At 55.3% G+C, this 17,936-nt stretch carries 16 protein-coding genes and 1 pseudogene; 7 read left to right on the forward strand and 10 right to left on the reverse strand.

Features of this window, described 5'->3' with window-relative positions:
* Window positions 1-2: 2 nt before the first annotated feature.
* The 8 genes and pseudogenes from HYD27_RS11460 to HYD27_RS11495 form a co-directional block, all read right to left on the reverse strand.
* Entirely contained in the window at window positions 3-1,124 is a 1,122-nt protein-coding gene (locus tag HYD27_RS11460; protein ID WP_219215096.1) for an ABC transporter substrate-binding protein, read from the reverse strand.
* Between the two features lie 187 nt (window positions 1,125-1,311).
* Complete coding sequence (locus HYD27_RS11465) at window positions 1,312-2,184, reverse strand: ABC transporter permease (protein WP_219215099.1); 873 nt, start codon at window positions 2,182-2,184, stop codon at window positions 1,312-1,314.
* A 23-nt stretch (window positions 2,185-2,207) separates the two neighbouring features.
* Entirely contained in the window at window positions 2,208-3,005 is a 798-nt protein-coding gene (locus HYD27_RS11470; protein ID WP_219215101.1) for an ABC transporter ATP-binding protein, read from the reverse strand.
* Window positions 3,006-3,034: 29 nt separating this feature from the next.
* Complete coding sequence (locus tag HYD27_RS11475; protein ID WP_219215106.1) at window positions 3,035-4,744, reverse strand: FAD-dependent oxidoreductase; 1,710 nt, start codon at window positions 4,742-4,744, stop codon at window positions 3,035-3,037.
* Complete coding sequence (locus HYD27_RS11480; protein ID WP_219215107.1) at window positions 4,716-5,909, reverse strand: M20 family metallopeptidase; 1,194 nt, start codon at window positions 5,907-5,909, stop codon at window positions 4,716-4,718. Before HYD27_RS11480 ends, HYD27_RS11475 begins: the two co-directional genes overlap by 29 nt.
* Complete coding sequence (locus HYD27_RS11485; RefSeq protein WP_219215110.1) at window positions 5,906-7,060, reverse strand: M24 family metallopeptidase; 1,155 nt, start codon at window positions 7,058-7,060, stop codon at window positions 5,906-5,908. Before HYD27_RS11485 ends, HYD27_RS11480 begins: the two co-directional genes overlap by 4 nt.
* Before the next feature lie 315 nt (window positions 7,061-7,375).
* Complete coding sequence (locus HYD27_RS11490; protein ID WP_219215112.1) at window positions 7,376-8,260, reverse strand: LysR family transcriptional regulator; 885 nt, start codon at window positions 8,258-8,260, stop codon at window positions 7,376-7,378.
* A 180-nt stretch (window positions 8,261-8,440) separates the two neighbouring features.
* Window positions 8,441-8,569 (reverse strand): annotated as a pseudogene (locus HYD27_RS11495) (NAD(P)H-dependent oxidoreductase); the annotation flags it as partial.
* Window positions 8,570-8,656: 87 nt separating this feature from the next.
* Between HYD27_RS11495 and HYD27_RS32930 the strand changes: the two are divergent.
* Window positions 8,657-8,764, forward strand: coding sequence for a winged helix-turn-helix transcriptional regulator (locus HYD27_RS32930; RefSeq protein WP_219215115.1), 108 nt, complete (start codon window positions 8,657-8,659; stop codon window positions 8,762-8,764).
* On the opposite strand, the gene HYD27_RS11505 is transcribed toward HYD27_RS32930, so the two are convergent.
* A complete protein-coding gene (locus tag HYD27_RS11505) occupies window positions 8,748-9,689 on the reverse strand; it encodes a helix-turn-helix domain-containing protein (RefSeq protein WP_219215118.1) in 942 nt (313 codons plus the stop codon). The genes HYD27_RS32930 and HYD27_RS11505 overlap by 17 nt on opposite strands.
* Before the next feature lie 173 nt (window positions 9,690-9,862).
* Between HYD27_RS11505 and HYD27_RS11510 the strand changes: the two genes are divergently transcribed.
* The 6 genes from HYD27_RS11510 (at window position 9,863) to HYD27_RS11535 (ending at window position 16,996) form a co-directional block, all read left to right on the forward strand.
* Window positions 9,863-10,882 carry a glycoside hydrolase family 88/105 protein gene (locus tag HYD27_RS11510; protein ID WP_219215121.1) on the forward strand — a complete coding sequence of 340 codons (1,020 nt, stop codon included), beginning with the start codon at window positions 9,863-9,865 and terminating at the stop codon, window positions 10,880-10,882.
* Between the two features lie 12 nt (window positions 10,883-10,894).
* A complete protein-coding gene (gene gnpA / locus HYD27_RS11515) occupies window positions 10,895-13,054 on the forward strand; it encodes a 1,3-beta-galactosyl-N-acetylhexosamine phosphorylase (protein ID WP_219215124.1) in 2,160 nt (719 codons plus the stop codon).
* A gap of 193 nt (window positions 13,055-13,247) precedes the next feature.
* Window positions 13,248-14,009, forward strand: a complete 762-nt coding sequence (yaaA, locus tag HYD27_RS11520; protein ID WP_219215127.1) for a peroxide stress protein YaaA — start codon at window positions 13,248-13,250, stop codon at window positions 14,007-14,009.
* Between the two features lie 272 nt (window positions 14,010-14,281).
* Window positions 14,282-14,920, forward strand: a complete 639-nt coding sequence (locus tag HYD27_RS11525) for a glycoside hydrolase family 11 protein (RefSeq protein ID WP_219215131.1) — start codon at window positions 14,282-14,284, stop codon at window positions 14,918-14,920.
* A 137-nt stretch (window positions 14,921-15,057) separates the two neighbouring features.
* Window positions 15,058-15,930: a formylglycine-generating enzyme family protein gene (locus HYD27_RS11530; RefSeq protein WP_219215133.1), complete on the forward strand. Its 873-nt coding sequence runs from the start codon at window positions 15,058-15,060 to the stop codon at window positions 15,928-15,930.
* A 121-nt stretch (window positions 15,931-16,051) separates the two neighbouring features.
* Window positions 16,052-16,996 (forward strand): GNAT family N-acetyltransferase, encoded by a 945-nt coding sequence (locus HYD27_RS11535; RefSeq protein ID WP_219215135.1) that lies wholly within the window; start codon window positions 16,052-16,054, stop codon window positions 16,994-16,996.
* A gap of 337 nt (window positions 16,997-17,333) precedes the next feature.
* Here HYD27_RS11535 and HYD27_RS11540 read toward each other — a convergent pair whose 3' ends face one another.
* A complete protein-coding gene (locus HYD27_RS11540) occupies window positions 17,334-17,900 on the reverse strand; it encodes a CDP-alcohol phosphatidyltransferase family protein (RefSeq protein WP_219215137.1) in 567 nt (188 codons plus the stop codon).
* Between the last annotated feature and the right edge of the window lie 36 nt (window positions 17,901-17,936).

Below are 17,936 nucleotides of genomic sequence, written 5' to 3' on the forward strand. Positions count from 1 at the left end.
GGTCATTCGCCCGCTTTCTTGACAAATTCGTTGGTCCATAGCACGCCTTCTGCGGCGGAGGGCAGCTCCGGCAGATCCAGAATGCCGATTTCCTTGTTCAGCGTCAGGTACTTGCTGACGAAATCCTCGGTGAGCAGACCGTCCACCGGCAAGGACGGGATCATGTCGTTCATGCCCGCTTCCAGTGCGGCGTCGTCCATGTCCGGGAAATATTCCTTCAGCAGCCCCTTGGCCTCCTCCGGATTGGCGCGGATGAAGTCGGAGGCCTGGAGCAGCGCCTTGACGAAGCGGGCGGCGGTGTCGGGATGCTCCTCGGCCCACGCTTTCATCACGGTGATGCCCTGATAGGGGTAGTTGGCCAGCTCTGCAATTTCACCGGCGGACGACTTGACGATGATGGTGCCGTAGCCCTCCAGCTCCGGCTGGTTCGGCGTAGGCGGGGTGAGCATGAAGCCGTCGATCTGCCTGGACTTCAGCGCCGCCAGCAGGTTGCCGGCGTTAGTGAGGGTAATGAGGGAGATGTCGTCCGGATTGTACCCCGCCTTGGTGAGCAGGAAGCGGGTATAAATGTCAGTAGGCGAAGCCGGTCCGGTAATGCCGATCTTCATCTTGCCCAGCACGGCCAGGCGGTCCTCCAGCGGCGAGTCTGCGGTGACGCCGTTGGCCGCGAGGAAGCTGTTATCCGCCACAAAGTTCATGCTCATGTTCTGCGAGGTGGGGAAAAGATGCAGCAATTCTTTTCCCTGCGCCTGGGCGTTGGCGATGGAGGTAATGTCCACGGTGGAGATGTCTGCATCTCCGGAGATAAGCAGGGTGGGCAGAAGCGAGCCTTTGTCCGTGTATATCATGTTCACGTCAAGGTTCTGCTCGGTGAAGAATCCGCCCTTGTCGGCGACAAAGACGACCATGGTATGGAAGGCGGGGAAATAGGCGAAGTTCACTTTGTCCGGCGGTCCCAGGGTCGACTGCGGCTCTGCCGCTGCGGTCGTCGGAGACGGGGAAGCGGCATTTGGTGGAGAGGCGGAGGACTCCGTGCCGGAAGAGTTGGAACCACAGGCAGTCAGCAGCAGGAAAAAGGCGAGTATGCCGGCTGAAATTGACTTCGAAATCGCGTTGCGCATCATTGTGATTCACTCCTTGTCGTTGGTGATGATACACGGTCAGCTCAAAAATGTGAGCCCTATTCCCCTACGGAGCAGCGGCCTACCTTTTCACAAGATTAGGGCTGACCGTGAAATGGGGCTACGGGGTGTCAATTCCGTCCGGATGATGCCGGCGGGCTTCAATTCAATTTTCGGGTAAGCATAGACGCTACATGTCGCTGCGGAGGGAATGCTGGGGCTGCCAGCGGGTCAGTTTCCTTTCCGCCCAGCTGACCAGACTGTTCATGATCAGCAGCACGACCATCAGCACCAGAATGCCGGTGAACGCGCTGGTGATGTCCATGGTGGCGGTGGCGCGGCTGATGAAGAACCCGAGACCGCGCTGGGAAGAGATGAATTCGCCCACGATGGCGCCGGTCATGGCCATCGGCACGACAATTTTCAGAGAGGTGAGAATATAGGGCATGGAGGAAGGCAGGATGACCTTCCCGATCAGCTGGAGCCGGGTGCCGCCCATCAGCTGGGTAATGTGAATGAGATTGGCGTTGACGGAGCGGATGCCGGTGATGGTGTTCATGAAGACGATGAAAAACACCATCAGCGCCGCGATTACGATCTTGGGCGTTATGCCGATGCCGAGCCACATGATGAACAGCGGCGCGATTGCGATGCGGGGAATGCCGTTAACCGCAATGATGAATGGCTCCAGGATGCGGTAGTAGCGGTCCGTCAGGCCAATCAGCAGCGCCAGCAGCACTGCGGCCCCGGCCCCCAGAACATAGCCGGCCAGCGTCTCCCATACGGTGATCTGCACGTGGCGCAGCAGGTCCTTGTGCACCAGGTTGTCGTAGAGCGCCCGCAGGATTGCGGACGGGCTGCTGACGAAGAAGGCGTCGAGGAACCGTCCCGAGCCGAATTCCCACAGCCCCAGAAGCGCGGCCAGCAGGGCGAGCCGTCCCAGGCTTGCCTGCCGGTTGTTCTTTCTCATTCTTTGGCGCTTTTGGGCGATCACGCGCCCCTTCAGGTCCGCATCCGGGGCTTCATGGGGAAGGGCGTGAATACGAATTGAAGTCTCTTCCATCTCGATTTCCTCCTTTCTGCGGCTCATGGTGCCTGAACCAGTTCTGTGCGGATGTCGGACCAGATTTGGTCATGCATTTCCTGAAACTCCCGGCTCTTCTGCACCTGAAGCACTTCCCGGGGGCGCGGGAAGCCCACCGGGTACATCGCCTTGATCCTTCCGGGGGAACGGGTGAAGACCACCACGCGGTCGGACAGCGAGAGGCTCTCCACGAGGTCGTGGGTAACGAACACGATGGTCTTGCCGGTTCCTTCCCACAGATCCAGCAGCTCCTGCTGCAGAAGCGTCCGCGTTTGCGCGTCCAGCGGCCCAAAGGGCTCGTCCATCAGGATGATGTCGGGATTGAGCACCAGCGTGCGGAGAATGGCCGCCCGCTTGCGCATGCCCCCGGACAGCTGGTGGGGGAAATGCTGCTCGAAGCCCTGCAGGCCGACCCTGTCGATCAGCGGCTGGACGCGCTCCCGCCGCTCCTTCGCTTTGATTCCCTTGAGCTCCAGGCCGTAGGCGATGTTCTCCAGCATCGTCCGCCAGGGGAAGAGGTTGTCCTCCTGGGTGATGTAGCCGACGCCGATGTTCAGCGCGTTCACCTGCTTGTCCCCGACATAGACGCGCCCCGCCGAAACGGGATTCAGGCCCGCCACCAGATTGAGCACCGTGGACTTGCCGCAGCCGCTGGGGCCGACCAAGCTGACAAACTCGCCTGCGCGGATGGAAAGCGCCACGTTCTGCAATGCGGTGAAACCGTCTACCTTGCCCTTGGACTCCGTTGTAAAAACCTTGGAAACGTTTTGCAATTGGATCGCGTAGGATTTGTTTGCCATGAACCTGTCCTCCTTCTTCGTTGTCAGGTTTACTCCCGGCCGGCCGGACCTGGAAACGCTGCGCTCTCCGGATCGGTCCGCTTGCGGCCCAGGCGGATGCCGGTGCCGGTCTTCTGCAGCAGCAGCGAGGTGCCCTCCCACTCCTCCGAGCGGTCCGGGAAGTCCTCCCGGAAGTGAGCGCCCCGGCTTTCCTCCCGGGCCAGCGCCGCCGTGAGGCAGAGGCGGCCGGTGATGGCCAGCATGTGCAGCTCCGCCCACTCCCGCACCTCCGGCAGACTGGCGGGCGTGCTTGCGGCGAGGTCTGCCTGGAACGCATCCAGACCGGCGAGTCCTTCCCGCATCGCGGCGGCGCTGCGGATGATGCCCAGCGAGCGGTCCATCCGCTCCCGCAGCTGCTGCAGCTTCGTCCGGTACTCCGAAGCCGCTGCCCGGCCGTTCTCCGCTTCGCGCAGCTCTGCGGGAAGCTTCTCCGCCAGGCCGCCGGAGAAGGCCTGGCCGGAGGCGCCGCTGCCGTGGCGCAGGGCATGAACGGCGGCCTGGCGGCCGGCGCGTGCGGCCAGAACCAGAATCTCCGGCAGCGCGTTGGAATTGGCGCGATTGGCGCCGTGTATGCCGCCCGCTGCTTCGCCTGCGGCATACAGGCCGCTTACGGTGCTCTGCCCGTCGGCGCCGATGCGCACGCCGCCCATGAAGTAATGGGCTTCGGGGGCGACAATGAAGGATGCTTCGGCGTAGGCCAGACGGCGGGCGGTCATCGCCCGCCACATCTTCGGATTGTAACGTTGGAAGATGTCCTCGCTCACCTCGCTGAGATCCAGGCGGACCCCGCCGTCTACGCCCAGGCCGCTGCGGATCTGGTCATAGATGCCCCGGGCCGCCAGGTCTCGGGTTGTGGCGTCCAGCCGTTCGGGATCGTAGCGCTTCATGAAGCGCTCGCCCTTCGCGTTGCGCAGCTTGCCGCCGACCATGAAGGTGGAGGGCTGGACGGAGACGCGGGCCTTGTCGAAGGGGCGAATGCAGCGCCACGGGTAGAACTGGATGAACTCCATGTCCCGCAGCTCGGCTCCGGCCTGATAGGCCAGGGCGTACCCGTCGCCGGTGACATCCCGGGGATTGCTGGTGAACGAGAAGAGGTTGCCGGCTCCACCGGTGCAGAGAATTACCGCCCCGGCAGCAAACCGGACCAGCCCGCCGCCCTTCAGGTCCAGGCAAAGCGCGCCGTTCACCTGCCCTTCCGCCCCGGTCAGCTCCAGGCACATCGTATGCTCGTGGACCTCCGCTCCCGCCCCTCGCACGTGCTCGCTCATCGGCAGGGTGAAGTCGGTGCCGATGTGAGCTGCGGGAACCAGCACCCGGGGATGGGCGTGCTCCCCGCTGGGCTCGACGAACAGCTTGCCGTCCGGCTCACGGAAGAAGCGTCCGCCCCGGGCCAGAAGCGTCTCCACCTCTTCCGCCGCTCCCTCGCATACCAGCCGGATCAGCTCCGGCTCCCCGATGCCGCTTCCCGCCGTCCAGGTGTCCAGAGCATGGGCGGCCGGAGAGTCTCCCTCCGCCAGCCCCGGGAGGACAGCAGCCAATCCGCCGCTGGTCATGGACGAGCTGCCGCTCTTGCCCAGCTGCCCCTTGACCGCGACGGCTACCCGGGCGCCGCCTTCCCGGGCAGCGGCAGCGGCCCGCAGAGCCGCCAGCCCGCCGCCGATGATCAGTACGTCAACTGAATGTTCCTGAACCGGCAGCATCGGCCTTCCCTCCCAGCAGATAGAGCGAAGTCGCCAGCGCCACTGTCCGCTGAAAGAACGACTCCAGCTCCAGATATTCGTCCCGGCTGTGCAGGCGGCCGCCGACGGGGCCGACCCCATCCAGAACGGGAACTCCGGCGGCGGCAATATTGTTGCCGTCGGAGACGGCGCCGCTGCCTCCGAAGACGACGGCCTGGCCGGCGCACGCGCAGGCCTGACCGTAAACGTCCTTAAGAAACAGGGTGCCGGGCGTCTCCGGCATGGGGGGCCGGTGGAACCCGCCGGTTACGACAAGTCTGGCACCGGGCACGACTTGGGAGGCGGGCAGCGCCTGAAACGCCTTCTCAATGCGCTGCTGCTCCTTCAGGGTTTGCACGCGCACATCCACGGCGCCCTCAGCGAATTCGGGAATGACATAGGGCTGGGTGCCGCCGGCGATGGTTCCCGGATTAACCGTGGTGCCCGCCTCCGGGCGGGCGAGCCGCGCCGCCTCCAGCAGTTGATGCATCAGCTCAATGTTGGCATTGATGCCCTTTTCCGGCTCCTGGCCGGCGTGGGCCGCCCGGCCCGTTACCTGGAAGCGGAAGATGCCCACGCCCTTGCGGGTGGAGACCACATGGCCGTCCGGCTCCGCCGGCTCCAGCACGAAGGCCCAGTCCACGCCGTCGGCTACCCCGGGAATCAGCTGCCGGGAGGCCGGTGATCCCGGCTCCTCGTCGCTGTTGTAGAATATGCGCACCGACAGGGGAACGCCTACCGTCGCCTGCAGCGCCTTGAAGGCGAACAGGGCGGCCAGATCGCCGCTCTTCATATCAATGACGCCGGGACCGTAGGCCCGTTCGCCGTCCATGGTAAATTTCCATCCCGTGCCCAGGGGGAACACGGTATCCATGTGGCCCATCAGCAGCACCCGGGGCGTGCCCTGCACTTCATAGTCTGCCAGAATATGGTCTCCGTATGCTGATTCCTTCAAAACCTGAACCTGGAAGCCGGCTTCCAGCAGCTCCCGCTTCAATATCGCCCCTACCCGGTTCACCCCTTCCGGATGATCCGTCGGGCTTTCAATATCGACCAGCTGCTGCAGGAGCTGCAGCATCCGGCCGCGCTGGGCCTGGATGTAGGCGGCGATGAGATTGACGGCCTCGCTTTGCATTTTCACGCTCATTTCAGCAACAGCTCCCTTGAAGAATGTCCTAATTGCTCACAGCCGTCGCGGGTGACAATTATCGTTTCGCTGATGCCTACCCCTGCCACGCCGTAGTCGCGGAAGGCGATGGGGATGTGGAAGACCATCCCTTCCTCCAGCACGGTGTCGTCCTGATACCGCAGGCTGGCGATATGTCCCTCGCCCCAATCGGGAGGGAAGGAGCAGCCGACAGAGTAGCCGGTCCGCTTGCGCCAGTTGTCCAGATAACCGGCCTTCTCAATGATCCGGCGGGCTACGCCGTCGATTTCGCCGGAGGTCATGCCTGCGCGGATTTTCCCGAGAACGGCGGCCAGCGCTTCCTCGCAGACCGCGTACATGTGCTCAACCTTGGCGGTTGGCCGGCCGGTGACAACAGTGCGCATAATCGGTGCGACATAGCGGTGGTAGGTTCCTGTCAGCTCCACGATCAGTGGATCACCCGGTTCCAGCGTCCGCCGCTGATAGGTGGTGTGGGGAATGCCCGAACGCCAGCCGGAGGTAACGATGGGCTGAATCTGCACGTATTCCGAACCGGCCTGCGTAAGGGCGGAGAAGGCGGCGGCGGCGACGTCATTCTCCGTGCAGCCGGGGCGGGCCTCGTCCTCGGCCGCCTTCAGGCCGATATCCGTGTATGTGCTTGCCTTGCGCATGAAGTTCAGCTCCAGGGGGGATTTGACCGCCCGGCAGGCTTCAACAAGACCCGGACTGGACTGCAAACGGCCGGCCAGCGCGGAGTTCAGGCGGTCGCGCACCGCTGGAGGGAAGAAGAGGGACGCATCGTCGGCGGCGATCCGCAGGCCGGCCAGCCCATGCTTCTGCAGGGCCGCAGCTGTGACGACCGCCGGAATTTCATGATCGTCGTACACCTCAATGTTGTGAATCCAGGAGAAATACTTGCTGTTGAAGCTTTCCAGGAAGCGCACCACCAGGATCGGATCGGCGTCGAGGGAGAGAATGCAGCAATGATAGCTTTGAATGCCGAAGGTCTGATGCCCGGTCAGGTAGAAGATGTTCTCCGGGTTCATTACGAGGTAGACCTCTACCCCGCGGGCCTCCATAACCTCCCGCGCCTGGCGCAGGCGGTTACGATATTCGGCTTCGGGAAAAATCAGCAGTTGCTCGGAAATCATCTGGTCACTTCCTTATGTCAAGATAGGTAACGTTGTAGGTACATTATATTGACGCCGAAAAATGAAGTCAATATGAAACAAGCAAATACTTATTCATTTTCCATGAATGTTATTCATGAAATAAATGCAAAAACTTCATTGCTTTGCGGGAAAATGAAAAAACCGCCGGGGGAACGGCGGTTTTGGACCCGTATGGAAGAGAGCAAAGGAAGAACGAGCGGGACGCAGACAGGAGGCGTGCGTCCGCATGACCGCCGGACCGGGAAGCGGCCTTGCGGCGGGAATGGACCGGGAAACATCCAGGCGGGGGGAACCTCAAGGGGAAGGCGGTTCCTGGAGCTGGACGGCGAACACGGTTTGAAACACGGAAATCATCGCTTTGACCGCCGGGGAAAGGGTCTGAAAGGAGCGGACGGCGAGGCCGATGGTCCGCTTCAATTCCGGCTCCAGGGCGACGGTGGCGACACCGGCGGGAATCTGCGAGGACACCGGCACCAGCGAGACACCCAGCCCCCGCTTGACCATCGACAGCAAGGTGGTGGTGTAGTCCAGGGCGAACACCACGGTGGGCGTGACCTGGCGGGAGCTGAGCCATTCGTTCACCATGGATTCGGAGCCTGCCAGCGGCATGATGAAGCCGGCGTCCCGGAAGTCCTCCGGGCAGCAGCACGTCTGATCGGCCAGCGGATGCCCCTCGGGCACGGCCGCCACATAGTTCTCCTCCAGCAGCGTCAGCGTGTCAAAGTCCGCCTGGGGCAAGGGCAGCAGCGCGATGTCCACATGGCCGTTCAGCAGCCAGTCGTGAATATCCTGGTAGCCCCCTTCAAGCAGGAGGGTCTCAATGGAAGGATAGATGTCATGGAAGGCGGCGAACACATCCGGCAGCCAGGCCGCCGAAGCTGTGGGGAAGCTGCCGATGCGCACAGTACCCACGAGCAGCCCCTTCTCCTTGGCCAGCTCCTCCTGAATGGACTGGTTCAGCCGGAGGATATCCCGGGCATACCGCAGCAGCCGTTGCCCCACGGGCATCAGCACGAAGCCGCTGCGGTTTCGCTCCAGCAGCTTGACGCCCCAGGCCTGCTCCAGATTCTTCAGCGCGTGGCTGACCGCCGACTGGGTAAGCCCCAGCTTCTCCCCGGCTTTGGTAAAGCTTTGGGTTTCGATGATGGCAACGAATACTTCAAGTTGAATAAGCGTCATCCGCGTTCCTCCCGGGTCTTTACTACAGCTATCATACCACTGAGGACTGCCGGGACCAAGCTGGAGGTTCCCCGCCTGCGGGAGCCTCGCGGTCCGGTCCATACGATAGGAGCGGAGAAATCGCTGTCATCGGAATGTGGGGAAATTCTGCCGAGCAGGCTGATGGCGTCCGGCAGGAATTTAGGAGCTGACGGGCATGTTCAAGGACCCGGCAAGCCTGAACCGTTTCCCTTTAAGCTTGTCACCGTTTGAACCATAAGCCCGGCCGTAAGCAAAAACATCGTCAAACCACTTCTTGGGCAGAGGCGGATAACTGTACCATTATAATGGCATTATCGTTTGAATTCAGCTGCAGTTCTTCTTCCTTCCAGCGCCGGTTTACCCTTGAACCGGCAGATGCCGCCAGAAGTAGAGTATTGCCTTACGGAATATGGAGTGACAGCCAATACTGCCGTTGACGTTATGCGCAGCTGGGCTGCCTGCATCCTCACACCCATCCCGTAAACTCCAATATCGACGCCTTAGCCGATTGGACTTCGGATTGAGCCCCTTTACGCCATTCTTTAGGCGATTCGCCCATAAGCCGGGAGAAGCAGCGGTTGAAGCTGGAGATGGAATGAAAACCCACCTGCTCAGAGATCGACAGAATCGAATGATCGGAGCTTTTCAGCTGCTTGCAGGCCTCCTCAATCCGGGTGCTGCTCAGGAAATCGAGCGGGGCGGTGCCCATGATTTCATGAAATTTTCTGCGGAAATGCGTGGTGCTCAGATGGCACAGGCCGGCCAGAAAGTCAATGGTGATGGGAGCCATGTAGTTTTTCGTGATATACTCCAGCGCCGGAGAGATAACAAAATCGCCTTTCAGGCTATGCTCTGTCCCTTGTTCGGCCAGCGTTTCATTCGTGGAGTGAATTCTAAGGAGTTCAATATACAGGGATAACAACAAGCCGTAGGCACTCTCTTGATAATATGGATTCTGCTGCTTCAATTCCTCTACGACCGATGTGGCCAGGGTATGCACCTTGGGATATTGCTCCTTATTAACAATACAGTTCTTTCCCGGCACCCTCCACAGATTCGGCTCTAAGCTGGTATAGGCGTTTTTGAAGGAATGCTGAAACAGCTCTTCCGGTGAAAAAAAGAGATAGGACCACAGACTGGCTGTATTCGGCGAGCTGTACGTCGTATGGGGCAGATATCTGGGAAGGAAGGTCACATCGCCGGCCTTAAAAGGTACAGCTTCGCCCTTGATCTCCATAATGCCGCCATCTGAATAGCAAATGCCAATCTCCAAATGGTTATGGAAATGCAGATGCTCACTTTTGATATCGGAAATCCTCCAGCGGTCCCCGCTTAGCAGCAGGACGGGGAAATTGATCGGCAGGCTGTAGTGGCGGTATTCGATGACGGGCTTCTTTTTTCTGGGCATATTCGGTACCCCCGTTCCTGTTGCATAAATGGTTGAAATTGCGCAGTTTTGCTGCGAATGTGCTTAGATGTAAACCATTATACTGCTTACAATAGAGTTTATAAAGCGTTTACAATAAGATGGACGGCTCTCAAGCGCCTTTGGGGGCGTGTGCGAAGGAGAGGGGAATACAGATGCTTCAATTAACATATGACAAGGAAGAGATATTAAGCGTCATCGGCAAAGTGGCCAGAAAAACATTGGCGATGGATTTAACGTGGGACTGGCCTTGCGGGGTGGCTTATTACGGGGTATCCAGAGCCTATCAGACCACAGGAAATAAAGAGTATCTGGAGATGCTTGTCCGGTGGGCGGATGAATATATTGAGCTGGGGCTGCCGGACTGGACGGTGAACACCTGTGCCATGGGACATATGCTGATCACCTTGTATGAAGAGACAGGCAACCAGAAATATTGGGAGATTGCAATGAGCAAGGTCGACTATCTCCAGAACAGTGCGCTGAGATTCGGAGACCATGTGCTGCAGCATACCGTATCCATAGCGAATGATTTTCCGGAGCAGGCCTGGGCGGATACGTTGTTTATGGCGGCATTTTTTCTGCTCCGCGCAGGAAGCAAATTAAATGATCAGGATATGATCCAGGATGCCCTGAATCAATATTACTGGCACATCAAATACCTGCAGGACCCCGGCACCGGGTTCTGGTACCATGGCTACAATAATGTGAAGCAGGATCACATGTCCGGATTGTACTGGGGGAGAGCGAATGCCTGGGGAGCCTATACCATGTCGCAGGTCAAACCGCTGCTGAAGGACTGGTATTTGTATCCGCAATGTATGGACGTTGAATGCTCGCTCCGGGATCAGCTGGCCGCACTGAAGCTGGTGCAGACGGAGAACGGCTTGTGGCGGACGGTATTGGATGACGAGGAATCCTATGAAGAAGTATCTGCATCCTGCGGGATTGCGGCGGCGATGATCAATAACGGCAATCCGCTGCATACCAAATATGTGCAAAAGGCTCTGCAAGGCATCTTGGGCAATATCAGCGAGGATGGGCGGGTACTGGGGGTATCGGGCGGAACAGCGGTGATGAAGGACCGGGAAGGGTACCGCAATATTCCCAAAGACTGGATTCAGGGCTGGGGACAAGGCTTAGCGCTCGCTTTTCTGTCCGACATGCTTAAATAGGGGGGAACCAAGTTGTCCAAACATAGAGCGGGAGCCTTTACGCTGCCGGGAGAATCCGGTTATGAGGCGCTGACCCTGGAACTCGCGGAACGGTGGGGTGCCGATGTCATCCGTGACAGTGACGGCACGAAGCTGTCCGATGAGATCATCAATGCAGGATACGGTATCTATTCTACGATATGTATCATCAGGGATCATAACGCGTGGGCATCGCAAAATCCGGATAAGCTGCAGCAGTGTTTTTTAATTACCAATCCGAAGGTAGCGGTGCAGGATTATGTATCCATCTATCTGATGGAGGATTTTTTTGCTGAACAATTCAGAGTGAATGATTCCAGAGAGGCGTTCAAGTATTGGCAGGTTGTTGACCGGACGACCGGGGAGGAAGTCCCCGGAGAGCAGTGGAATTATGAGCGGGAATCGGGAAATGTGGTCCTGACCGGAATTGCGCCGTGGCATAAATACACGGTCAGCTTCATGGCCTGCCGGATCTGGGAAGAGATTTCCATGTACAATCATACCACGAATAACTGGGACAAAGAGCATTTGATGCAGATTGATCCTGTCTATCCGGAAACGCAAAGGTATCTGCTGGACTGGATGGAAGCCTGGTGTACGCAGCATAAGGAAACAACGGTGGTCCGGTTTACCTCTTTATTTTATAATTTCGCCTGGATCTGGGGCAGCAGTGAGCGCAACCGCCATTTGTTCTCGGACTGGGGTTCATACGATTTTACGGTAAGCTCCAGGGCGCTGGAGCTGTTCGCTCAAAAATACGGGTATGCGCTGACGGCCGAGGATTTTGTGAATGGGGGCAAATACCGTGTCAGCCATGTCCCGGCTGAACAGCGCAAGCTCGACTGGATGGCCTTTATCAATGATTTTGTCATCGGATTTGGCAAGCAATTGATTGATATTGTGCACAAACACGGCAAGCAGGCTTATGTCTTCTATGATGACAGCTGGGTGGGCATAGAGCCTTACAACGACCGCTTTCAGGAGTTTGGCTTCGACGGGATAATTAAATGCGTGTTCTCAGGTTATGAGGCAAGACTGTGTTCAGGTGTGAACGTGGATACGCATGAGATCCGGCTGCATCCGTACCTGTTCCCGGTAGGGCTGGGCGGCGCCCCTACCTTTATGGAGGGGGGCGATCCCACTCTGGATGCCAAAAAGTACTGGATTAACATCCGGCGCGCCTTGCTGCGCGAGCCTATTGACCGGATTGGACTGGGCGGGTATTTGCATCTGGTAGAGCCATACCCGGATTTTTGCGGTTATATCGAGAAGATTGCCAATGAATTCAGGGAAATCAAAGAGCTGCATCAGCAAGGCAAGCCGTATCAGATCAAGACGAAGGTAGCCATTCTGCACGCTTGGGGCAAATTGAGATCATGGACCTTGTCCGGCCATTTCCATGAAACGCATATGCATGATTTGATTCATATCAATGAAGCGTTATCCGGATTGCCGGTGGATGTGCAGTTCATTGATTTTGAGGATATCCGTCAGGGTAAACTGCAGAACGTTGATGTAGTGATCAATGCCGGCTCCGCCGGTTCAGCCTGGAGCGGCGGGGATTACTGGAAAGACAACAAGTGCGTGGACATACTAACAGAGTGGGTGTATGAGGGGGGGACCTTTATCGGCATTAACCAGCCTTCGGCGGTGAGCGGGTACGACAGCTTTTTCAGGATGGCCCATGTACTCGGTGTGGATGAAGATACCGGCTCCAGGGCAGCTCATGGACGATGGACGTATGGGGTCAGGGATGAGCATGGTTTGGTGCCTGAAGGGGCCGGCATCACACCCAAGAACAGCATTTATCTTACCGATGGTTCGGCTGCGGTAGTGAATGAAACGGATGGCATGCTCGCAGTGTCCGCACATGATTTCGGCAAAGGCAAGGGAATCTATCTTCCTTCGCTTCAATTCAGCTTCGAGAATACAAGATTGCTGATGAATCTGATTCGCTTTGCGGGCAATGAGCTGCAGGAGACAAAGTATATTACGGATAACCTATATACAGAGTGCGCCTATTATCCTGAGAGTAAAATCCTGGTTGTGATCAACAACAGCGCTGAGCCGCAGAAGACTTCGGTTGAGACGGAGTACGGCCTGCAGACGCTGGAATTGGCTCCTTATGATACAGTGATTACAACGATCGGCTAATAACATTAATAACTTTGGAAAGCTCAAGCCTGCGGCTATATGCCGGGTGCTTGGGCTTTTTGATGTGATGCCGCTGTTCAACGGTGCTTGCGGCAATAAGGCAGCTGCCCGTTGCTTGCCCGGAGCCTAAGAGAGTGAAATATGATAGGATAGTACATATATTTTCCCCGCGGGGGCAAGAAAAGGGAGCATTATGAGAATAATTATTTCGCCTGCCAAAAAGATGAAGACGGATACGGATTTCTTGGGTTGCCGCCGGCTGCCGCAATTCTTAAGCGAGTCGGAAGCTCTTCTGGCCTTGTTGAAAAAATTGAGCGATGAAGAATTAAAATCTATTTGGAAATGCAATGATGCCATTGCCGCGCTGAATGTTGAGCGGATCCGGAATATGAATTTAACCCGTAGTTTGACGCCGGCCCTCATGTCTTATGAAGGTCTGCAATACCAGTACATGGCACCCGGTGTGCTTCAAACGGGGGAGCTGGAGTATCTTCAGCAGCATTTACGGATATTGTCTGGCTTCTATGGGATGCTCCGGCCGTTAGACGGTGTTGTTCCGTACAGGCTGGAGATGCAGGCCAAGCTGGACGGGGCGGGCTTCGATTCTCTTTATGAGTTTTGGAATAGAAAACTGGCGGATCAGCTTTTTTCGGAGAGCGGCTGCATTTTGAATTTGGCCTCCAAGGAATACAGCAAGTGCATATCCCCTTATCTGGGTGCGGATATTCAAATGGTTACTTGTGTATTCGGACAGCAGATTGGCGGTAAGGTGATCGAAAAAGCGACCCCGGCCAAAATGGCCAGAGGTGAAATGGTACGCTTTATGGCCGAGCGGCAAATTGGGTGCGTGGAGGATATCAAAGGTTTTACCGGGCTTGATTTCGGATTTGCCGATGGGCTGTCCAATGAGAGCACATATGTGTTTTTACAAAAAAGTCATGGGAGAAAGGGATAGTAACTTCCCAATACTTTCTAAAGGTTAGTGAGAAAATCTGGTGCTAACCTTTAATTTGGTAAATTGTAATGTATGCGCTTACCTCCTATAATTTACTATTAACAAGGCAGGAATTGTCTTGTAATTATACTTAGAAGAGAGTTTCTTCGCAGGGGAGGGGGATAGTCAGAAAGTTCACTATGGCGCAGGATAAAGGAGTGATTTATACCAGGCAATATTCAAGCAGTATGCAGCGGAGCAGTAACAGATAGAAAAATTTTGGGAGGTTAAAAATGTTTAAGTTCACTAAGAAAATCATGACGTTAGCTATTGCAGCTTCATTGGGTTATGTCAGCTTGTTTGGAGCAACCGCCAGTGCAGCGACAGATTATTGGCAAAATTGGACCGATGGGGGCGGAACTGTAAACGCTGTCAATGGTTCTGGAGGGAACTACAGTGTTACCTGGTCCAATGTCGGAAACTTTGTTGTCGGCAAAGGCTGGGGAAGCGGATCGGCATCCAGGGTAGTTAATTACAATGCGGGGGTCTGGGCACCGTCGGGCAATGGATATTTGACTCTCTATGGGTGGACAAGAAACTCACTCATAGAATATTACGTCGTTGACAGCTGGGGCACTTACAGACCTACCGGAACGAATAAAGGCACCGTGAGCAGTGATGGTGGTACGTATGATATATATACAACTCAGCGTGTCAACGCTCCTTCCATTGACGGCACACAAACCTTCACCCAGTTCTGGAGTGTGCGGCAGTCGAAGAGAGCCACCGGGAGCAACGTAGCCATCACCTTTAGCAACCATGTTAACGCATGGGCGAGCAAAGGAATGAATCTGGGAAGCAGCTGGTCTTACCAGGTGCTGGCGGTAGAGGGGTATCAAAGCAGCGGCAGTGCCAACGTAACAGTGTGGTAGCAGGCCATTTATCAATTTGATCTTGCCGGGGCCGCCGGTCTTGCAGCCGTCGGCCTTATATATTCCCGGAAATATACAACCTGCATACTGCTTCAATATTACCTGGCTGTTCCTATCCGTTTAAAGGAGCTATATCGATGAGAAAATTATTGATTTTCCTTCTAGTGGCAATTCCTGTTATCGTCAGTGCCTGTTCACAGGAAAAGGCTGACAGCGTACAAGAAAATCCTGATCATTTACAGGAAAGCTCTGATAACTTTGTATGGGTTAAAGGCGGGGCTTTTATGAACAGCAAGTCCAACTACTATGGAACAAGTGTAACGCTATCCAACTTTTATATCGGCAAATATGAGGTGACTCAAAAAGAGTGGACAGAGGTAATGGAGAGCAATCCCTCACAATTCAAAGGCGGCACATTGCCGGTGGAAATGGTCAGCTGGTATGACGCTGTTGAGTATTGTAACAAAAGGAGCCTAAAAGAAGGCTTAAAGCCTTATTACAATATAAATAAAATCAGAATAGATCAAAATAACAAAAGTGAATACGATAATCTGAAATGGACAGTAACGGTCAATGAAGGGGCAGATGGTTACCGGCTGCCGACAGAAGCGGAGTGGGAATATGCTGCGGGCGGAGGCCAACTGAGCAAGAGTTACCTCTACAGCGGAAGCAATAATGCGGATGAAGCAGCCTGGTATTGGAAAAACGCCGGAGATAAATATTTATCAGGAAACTGGAACTGGCCTATTATAGAAAATAATCATAATACAACAAAACCCATCGGCGGCAAGAAACCCAATGAGTTAGGACTTTATGATATGTCGGGTAATGTGAGGGAATGGTGCTGGAACTGGTACGGAGACTTGGACAGTAACAGCGGCTCTTACAGGGTTCTGAAGGGCGGGGGCTGGATGGGCGATGCCAGCAGCAGCGAGTTGTCTTACCGGGGCAAGTTCGAGGCGAACGGCCAAGGTCCCGACCAAGGCTTTCGTGTGGTCCGCAGCGGGTGAATATGAACCACCTGATTTTTTCTGGAATACCGGATAACGTAAATCATGTCTATAATTGAGTTTTCCCTTGCCCGGCTTAGGAATGATTATCTATGATATAGATAAAAGAATGCAGTCCGTGATGAAGCGTTCAACAAGAGGGGAGACGATTTTTTCATTGATGAAGGACTTTGTAATCCGGAATCCGCTGGAGGAAGATGCGGAGAAATTCGAAGATCTGGATTGGGTGCTTAAAATGCTGTATTTGTACCATGGGGATTTCGACAGGAGAGATATGTTCTGCGCGGTAAATAGGGAGGATGAACTGTTGGCGGTTGCTCATCTAATGAAGCATGACACCTTCGAAGCAGCCGGCCATGATGAGGACCGGAACTATATACGATACCTGACCTATGAAATTACGTTTGCAGAACAAGTAGAGCAAGAAGCGCTGAAAGATGCGCTGACAGCTGCACTAATCGGGCGGTCCAGAGCAATAAAAGCAGAGCATCCGCAAAAACGTATTGTGATGGCGCAATATATCGGCACAGACAATCATGAAGAATTGAGCTATTTCCTGGAGCGCGGATTCACCATTTACGATACGATTGTTATTTTCAAATTCGATCTTAGCCGCGAGATTCCGGGCTATCCTTTGCCGGAAGGTGTGCGTGTATCGCCCTTTGCACTGGATAACAGCGAAGCCTTGGAGCAATATCACCGGGCAGAGCTGTCTTCCTTTGAAGGTGTGGCCTGGAGCATCAACCAGTTGAGCTGGATGCAGGGAACGCCGGAAATGGCCAATTTCTGCGCATTTAGCGGTGACCGGTTAATCGGAAACACCTCGACCTGGAGAATAACGGAGGAAAGAAGTGCCACGGAAAATGTTTTTGTAGTCCCGGATTGGCAGAAAAAAGGGATTGCGCGAAATCTGATATGTGCGGCATTGAACGATCTTAAGCAGCGGGGTAAAAGCATCGCGACATTAGGCACCCATGGAACCAACCGCAAGGCCATTCGGCTCTATACCCAACTCGGATACGAATTGTACGGTTTCAGATTGACCGTAGGTTATGAAATCGAATGAACATGATAACCAGAAAGCCGCCCTTAGTTTGCCGATTTTGATCGTTTATTTACGTTGCAACGCTTGCCTGTGGAATGGGTTGCCTTTTTGGCTAATGACCTCACGTTTCCATAAATTAGTTAATCAACAGGCCTGCACTTTGTACAATAGACATCCATGCCGCCGAGCGGCACCCTAGAGGATGCAAAGATAAGCAGTGAAATGAATTTGCAGGATAGAATCTCGTGAAACAGGTGTCTTTGACCCCGACTCTCAAAATCCGTTACAGTCATACAACCAATCCCCGTTGGTTATCCGAATTACATGCTCAAGATTTTAAGTTCAATTAATATAGCATTTATTTCACGAAGATGGATGGCGTATCCTTGTTCAGCTCCTTGGATGTCAGTGTAATTACAAGTTCTTCCGCCGCCGACAGAGTGGCTATACCGCATATTAGGGCTGCAGTGATGCTTAGGCCAAACAGGGTGTAGCTGAAAGGGAACAGGAACAGCGCTGCGCCCGTGGCTTTGTTGGCATAGGTATGCAGAAAAGAAAGCTCATGATATTTGGCAAAGCCGGCTCCCAAAGAGGCCAGGCGAACGAGCAGGATGATGCCGATCCAGCCCAAGATCCACCATGGATATTGCAGCATAGGGATAAAGATAATGAGCAGGGTGCCAAAAAAAATAAAATCGGCAATGCTGTCAAGCGTTGCGCCGAACGAGCTGGCTTTACCGGCTTTTCTGGCAATATAGCCATCCAAAACATCGCTTGCCCCGCATAAAAGATAGATGATCAAAAAAATGGCCGACAGCGGTTTAACAAACAGCAGCCCGGCAGAGCCGATGATCCGCAAGCCCGTGATGATGTTTGGCGTATGGGTTATTTCGATCAGCTCCCGTTGCAGAGTTAGGCGTTTCATTGGACACCCGAAAGCCTCCGCAGAGTCTCATCAGGT

It is taken from the genome of Paenibacillus sp. S150, from assembly GCF_019352175.1.
GTDB lineage: Bacteria > Bacillota > Bacilli > Paenibacillales > Paenibacillaceae > Paenibacillus_AQ.

What these genes read in the sequence shown, in the direction of transcription:
- HYD27_RS11460 (WP_219215096.1), bottom strand. Translation starts at nt 1,124, where the DNA reads ATGATGCGCAACGCGATTTCGAAGTCAATTTCAGCCGGCATACTCGCC.
- HYD27_RS11465 (WP_219215099.1), bottom strand. Translation starts at nt 2,184, where the DNA reads ATGGAAGAGACTTCAATTCGTATTCACGCCCTTCCCCATGAAGCCCCG.
- HYD27_RS11470 (WP_219215101.1), bottom strand. Translation starts at nt 3,005, where the DNA reads ATGGCAAACAAATCCTACGCGATCCAATTGCAAAACGTTTCCAAGGTT.
- HYD27_RS11475 (WP_219215106.1), bottom strand. Translation starts at nt 4,744, where the DNA reads ATGCTGCCGGTTCAGGAACATTCAGTTGACGTACTGATCATCGGCGGC.
- HYD27_RS11480 (WP_219215107.1), bottom strand. Translation starts at nt 5,909, where the DNA reads ATGAGCGTGAAAATGCAAAGCGAGGCCGTCAATCTCATCGCCGCCTAC.
- HYD27_RS11485 (WP_219215110.1), bottom strand. Translation starts at nt 7,060, where the DNA reads ATGATTTCCGAGCAACTGCTGATTTTTCCCGAAGCCGAATATCGTAAC.
- HYD27_RS11490 (WP_219215112.1), bottom strand. Translation starts at nt 8,260, where the DNA reads ATGACGCTTATTCAACTTGAAGTATTCGTTGCCATCATCGAAACCCAA.
- HYD27_RS32930 (WP_219215115.1), top strand. Translation starts at nt 8,657, where the DNA reads ATGCCGCCAGAAGTAGAGTATTGCCTTACGGAATATGGAGTGACAGCC.
- HYD27_RS11505 (WP_219215118.1), bottom strand. Translation starts at nt 9,689, where the DNA reads ATGCCCAGAAAAAAGAAGCCCGTCATCGAATACCGCCACTACAGCCTG.
- HYD27_RS11510 (WP_219215121.1), top strand. Translation starts at nt 9,863, where the DNA reads ATGCTTCAATTAACATATGACAAGGAAGAGATATTAAGCGTCATCGGC.
- yaaA (WP_219215127.1), top strand. Translation starts at nt 13,248, where the DNA reads ATGAGAATAATTATTTCGCCTGCCAAAAAGATGAAGACGGATACGGAT.
- HYD27_RS11525 (WP_219215131.1), top strand. Translation starts at nt 14,282, where the DNA reads ATGTTTAAGTTCACTAAGAAAATCATGACGTTAGCTATTGCAGCTTCA.
- HYD27_RS11530 (WP_219215133.1), top strand. Translation starts at nt 15,058, where the DNA reads ATGAGAAAATTATTGATTTTCCTTCTAGTGGCAATTCCTGTTATCGTC.
- HYD27_RS11535 (WP_219215135.1), top strand. Translation starts at nt 16,052, where the DNA reads ATGAAGCGTTCAACAAGAGGGGAGACGATTTTTTCATTGATGAAGGAC.
- HYD27_RS11540 (WP_219215137.1), bottom strand. Translation starts at nt 17,900, where the DNA reads ATGAAACGCCTAACTCTGCAACGGGAGCTGATCGAAATAACCCATACG.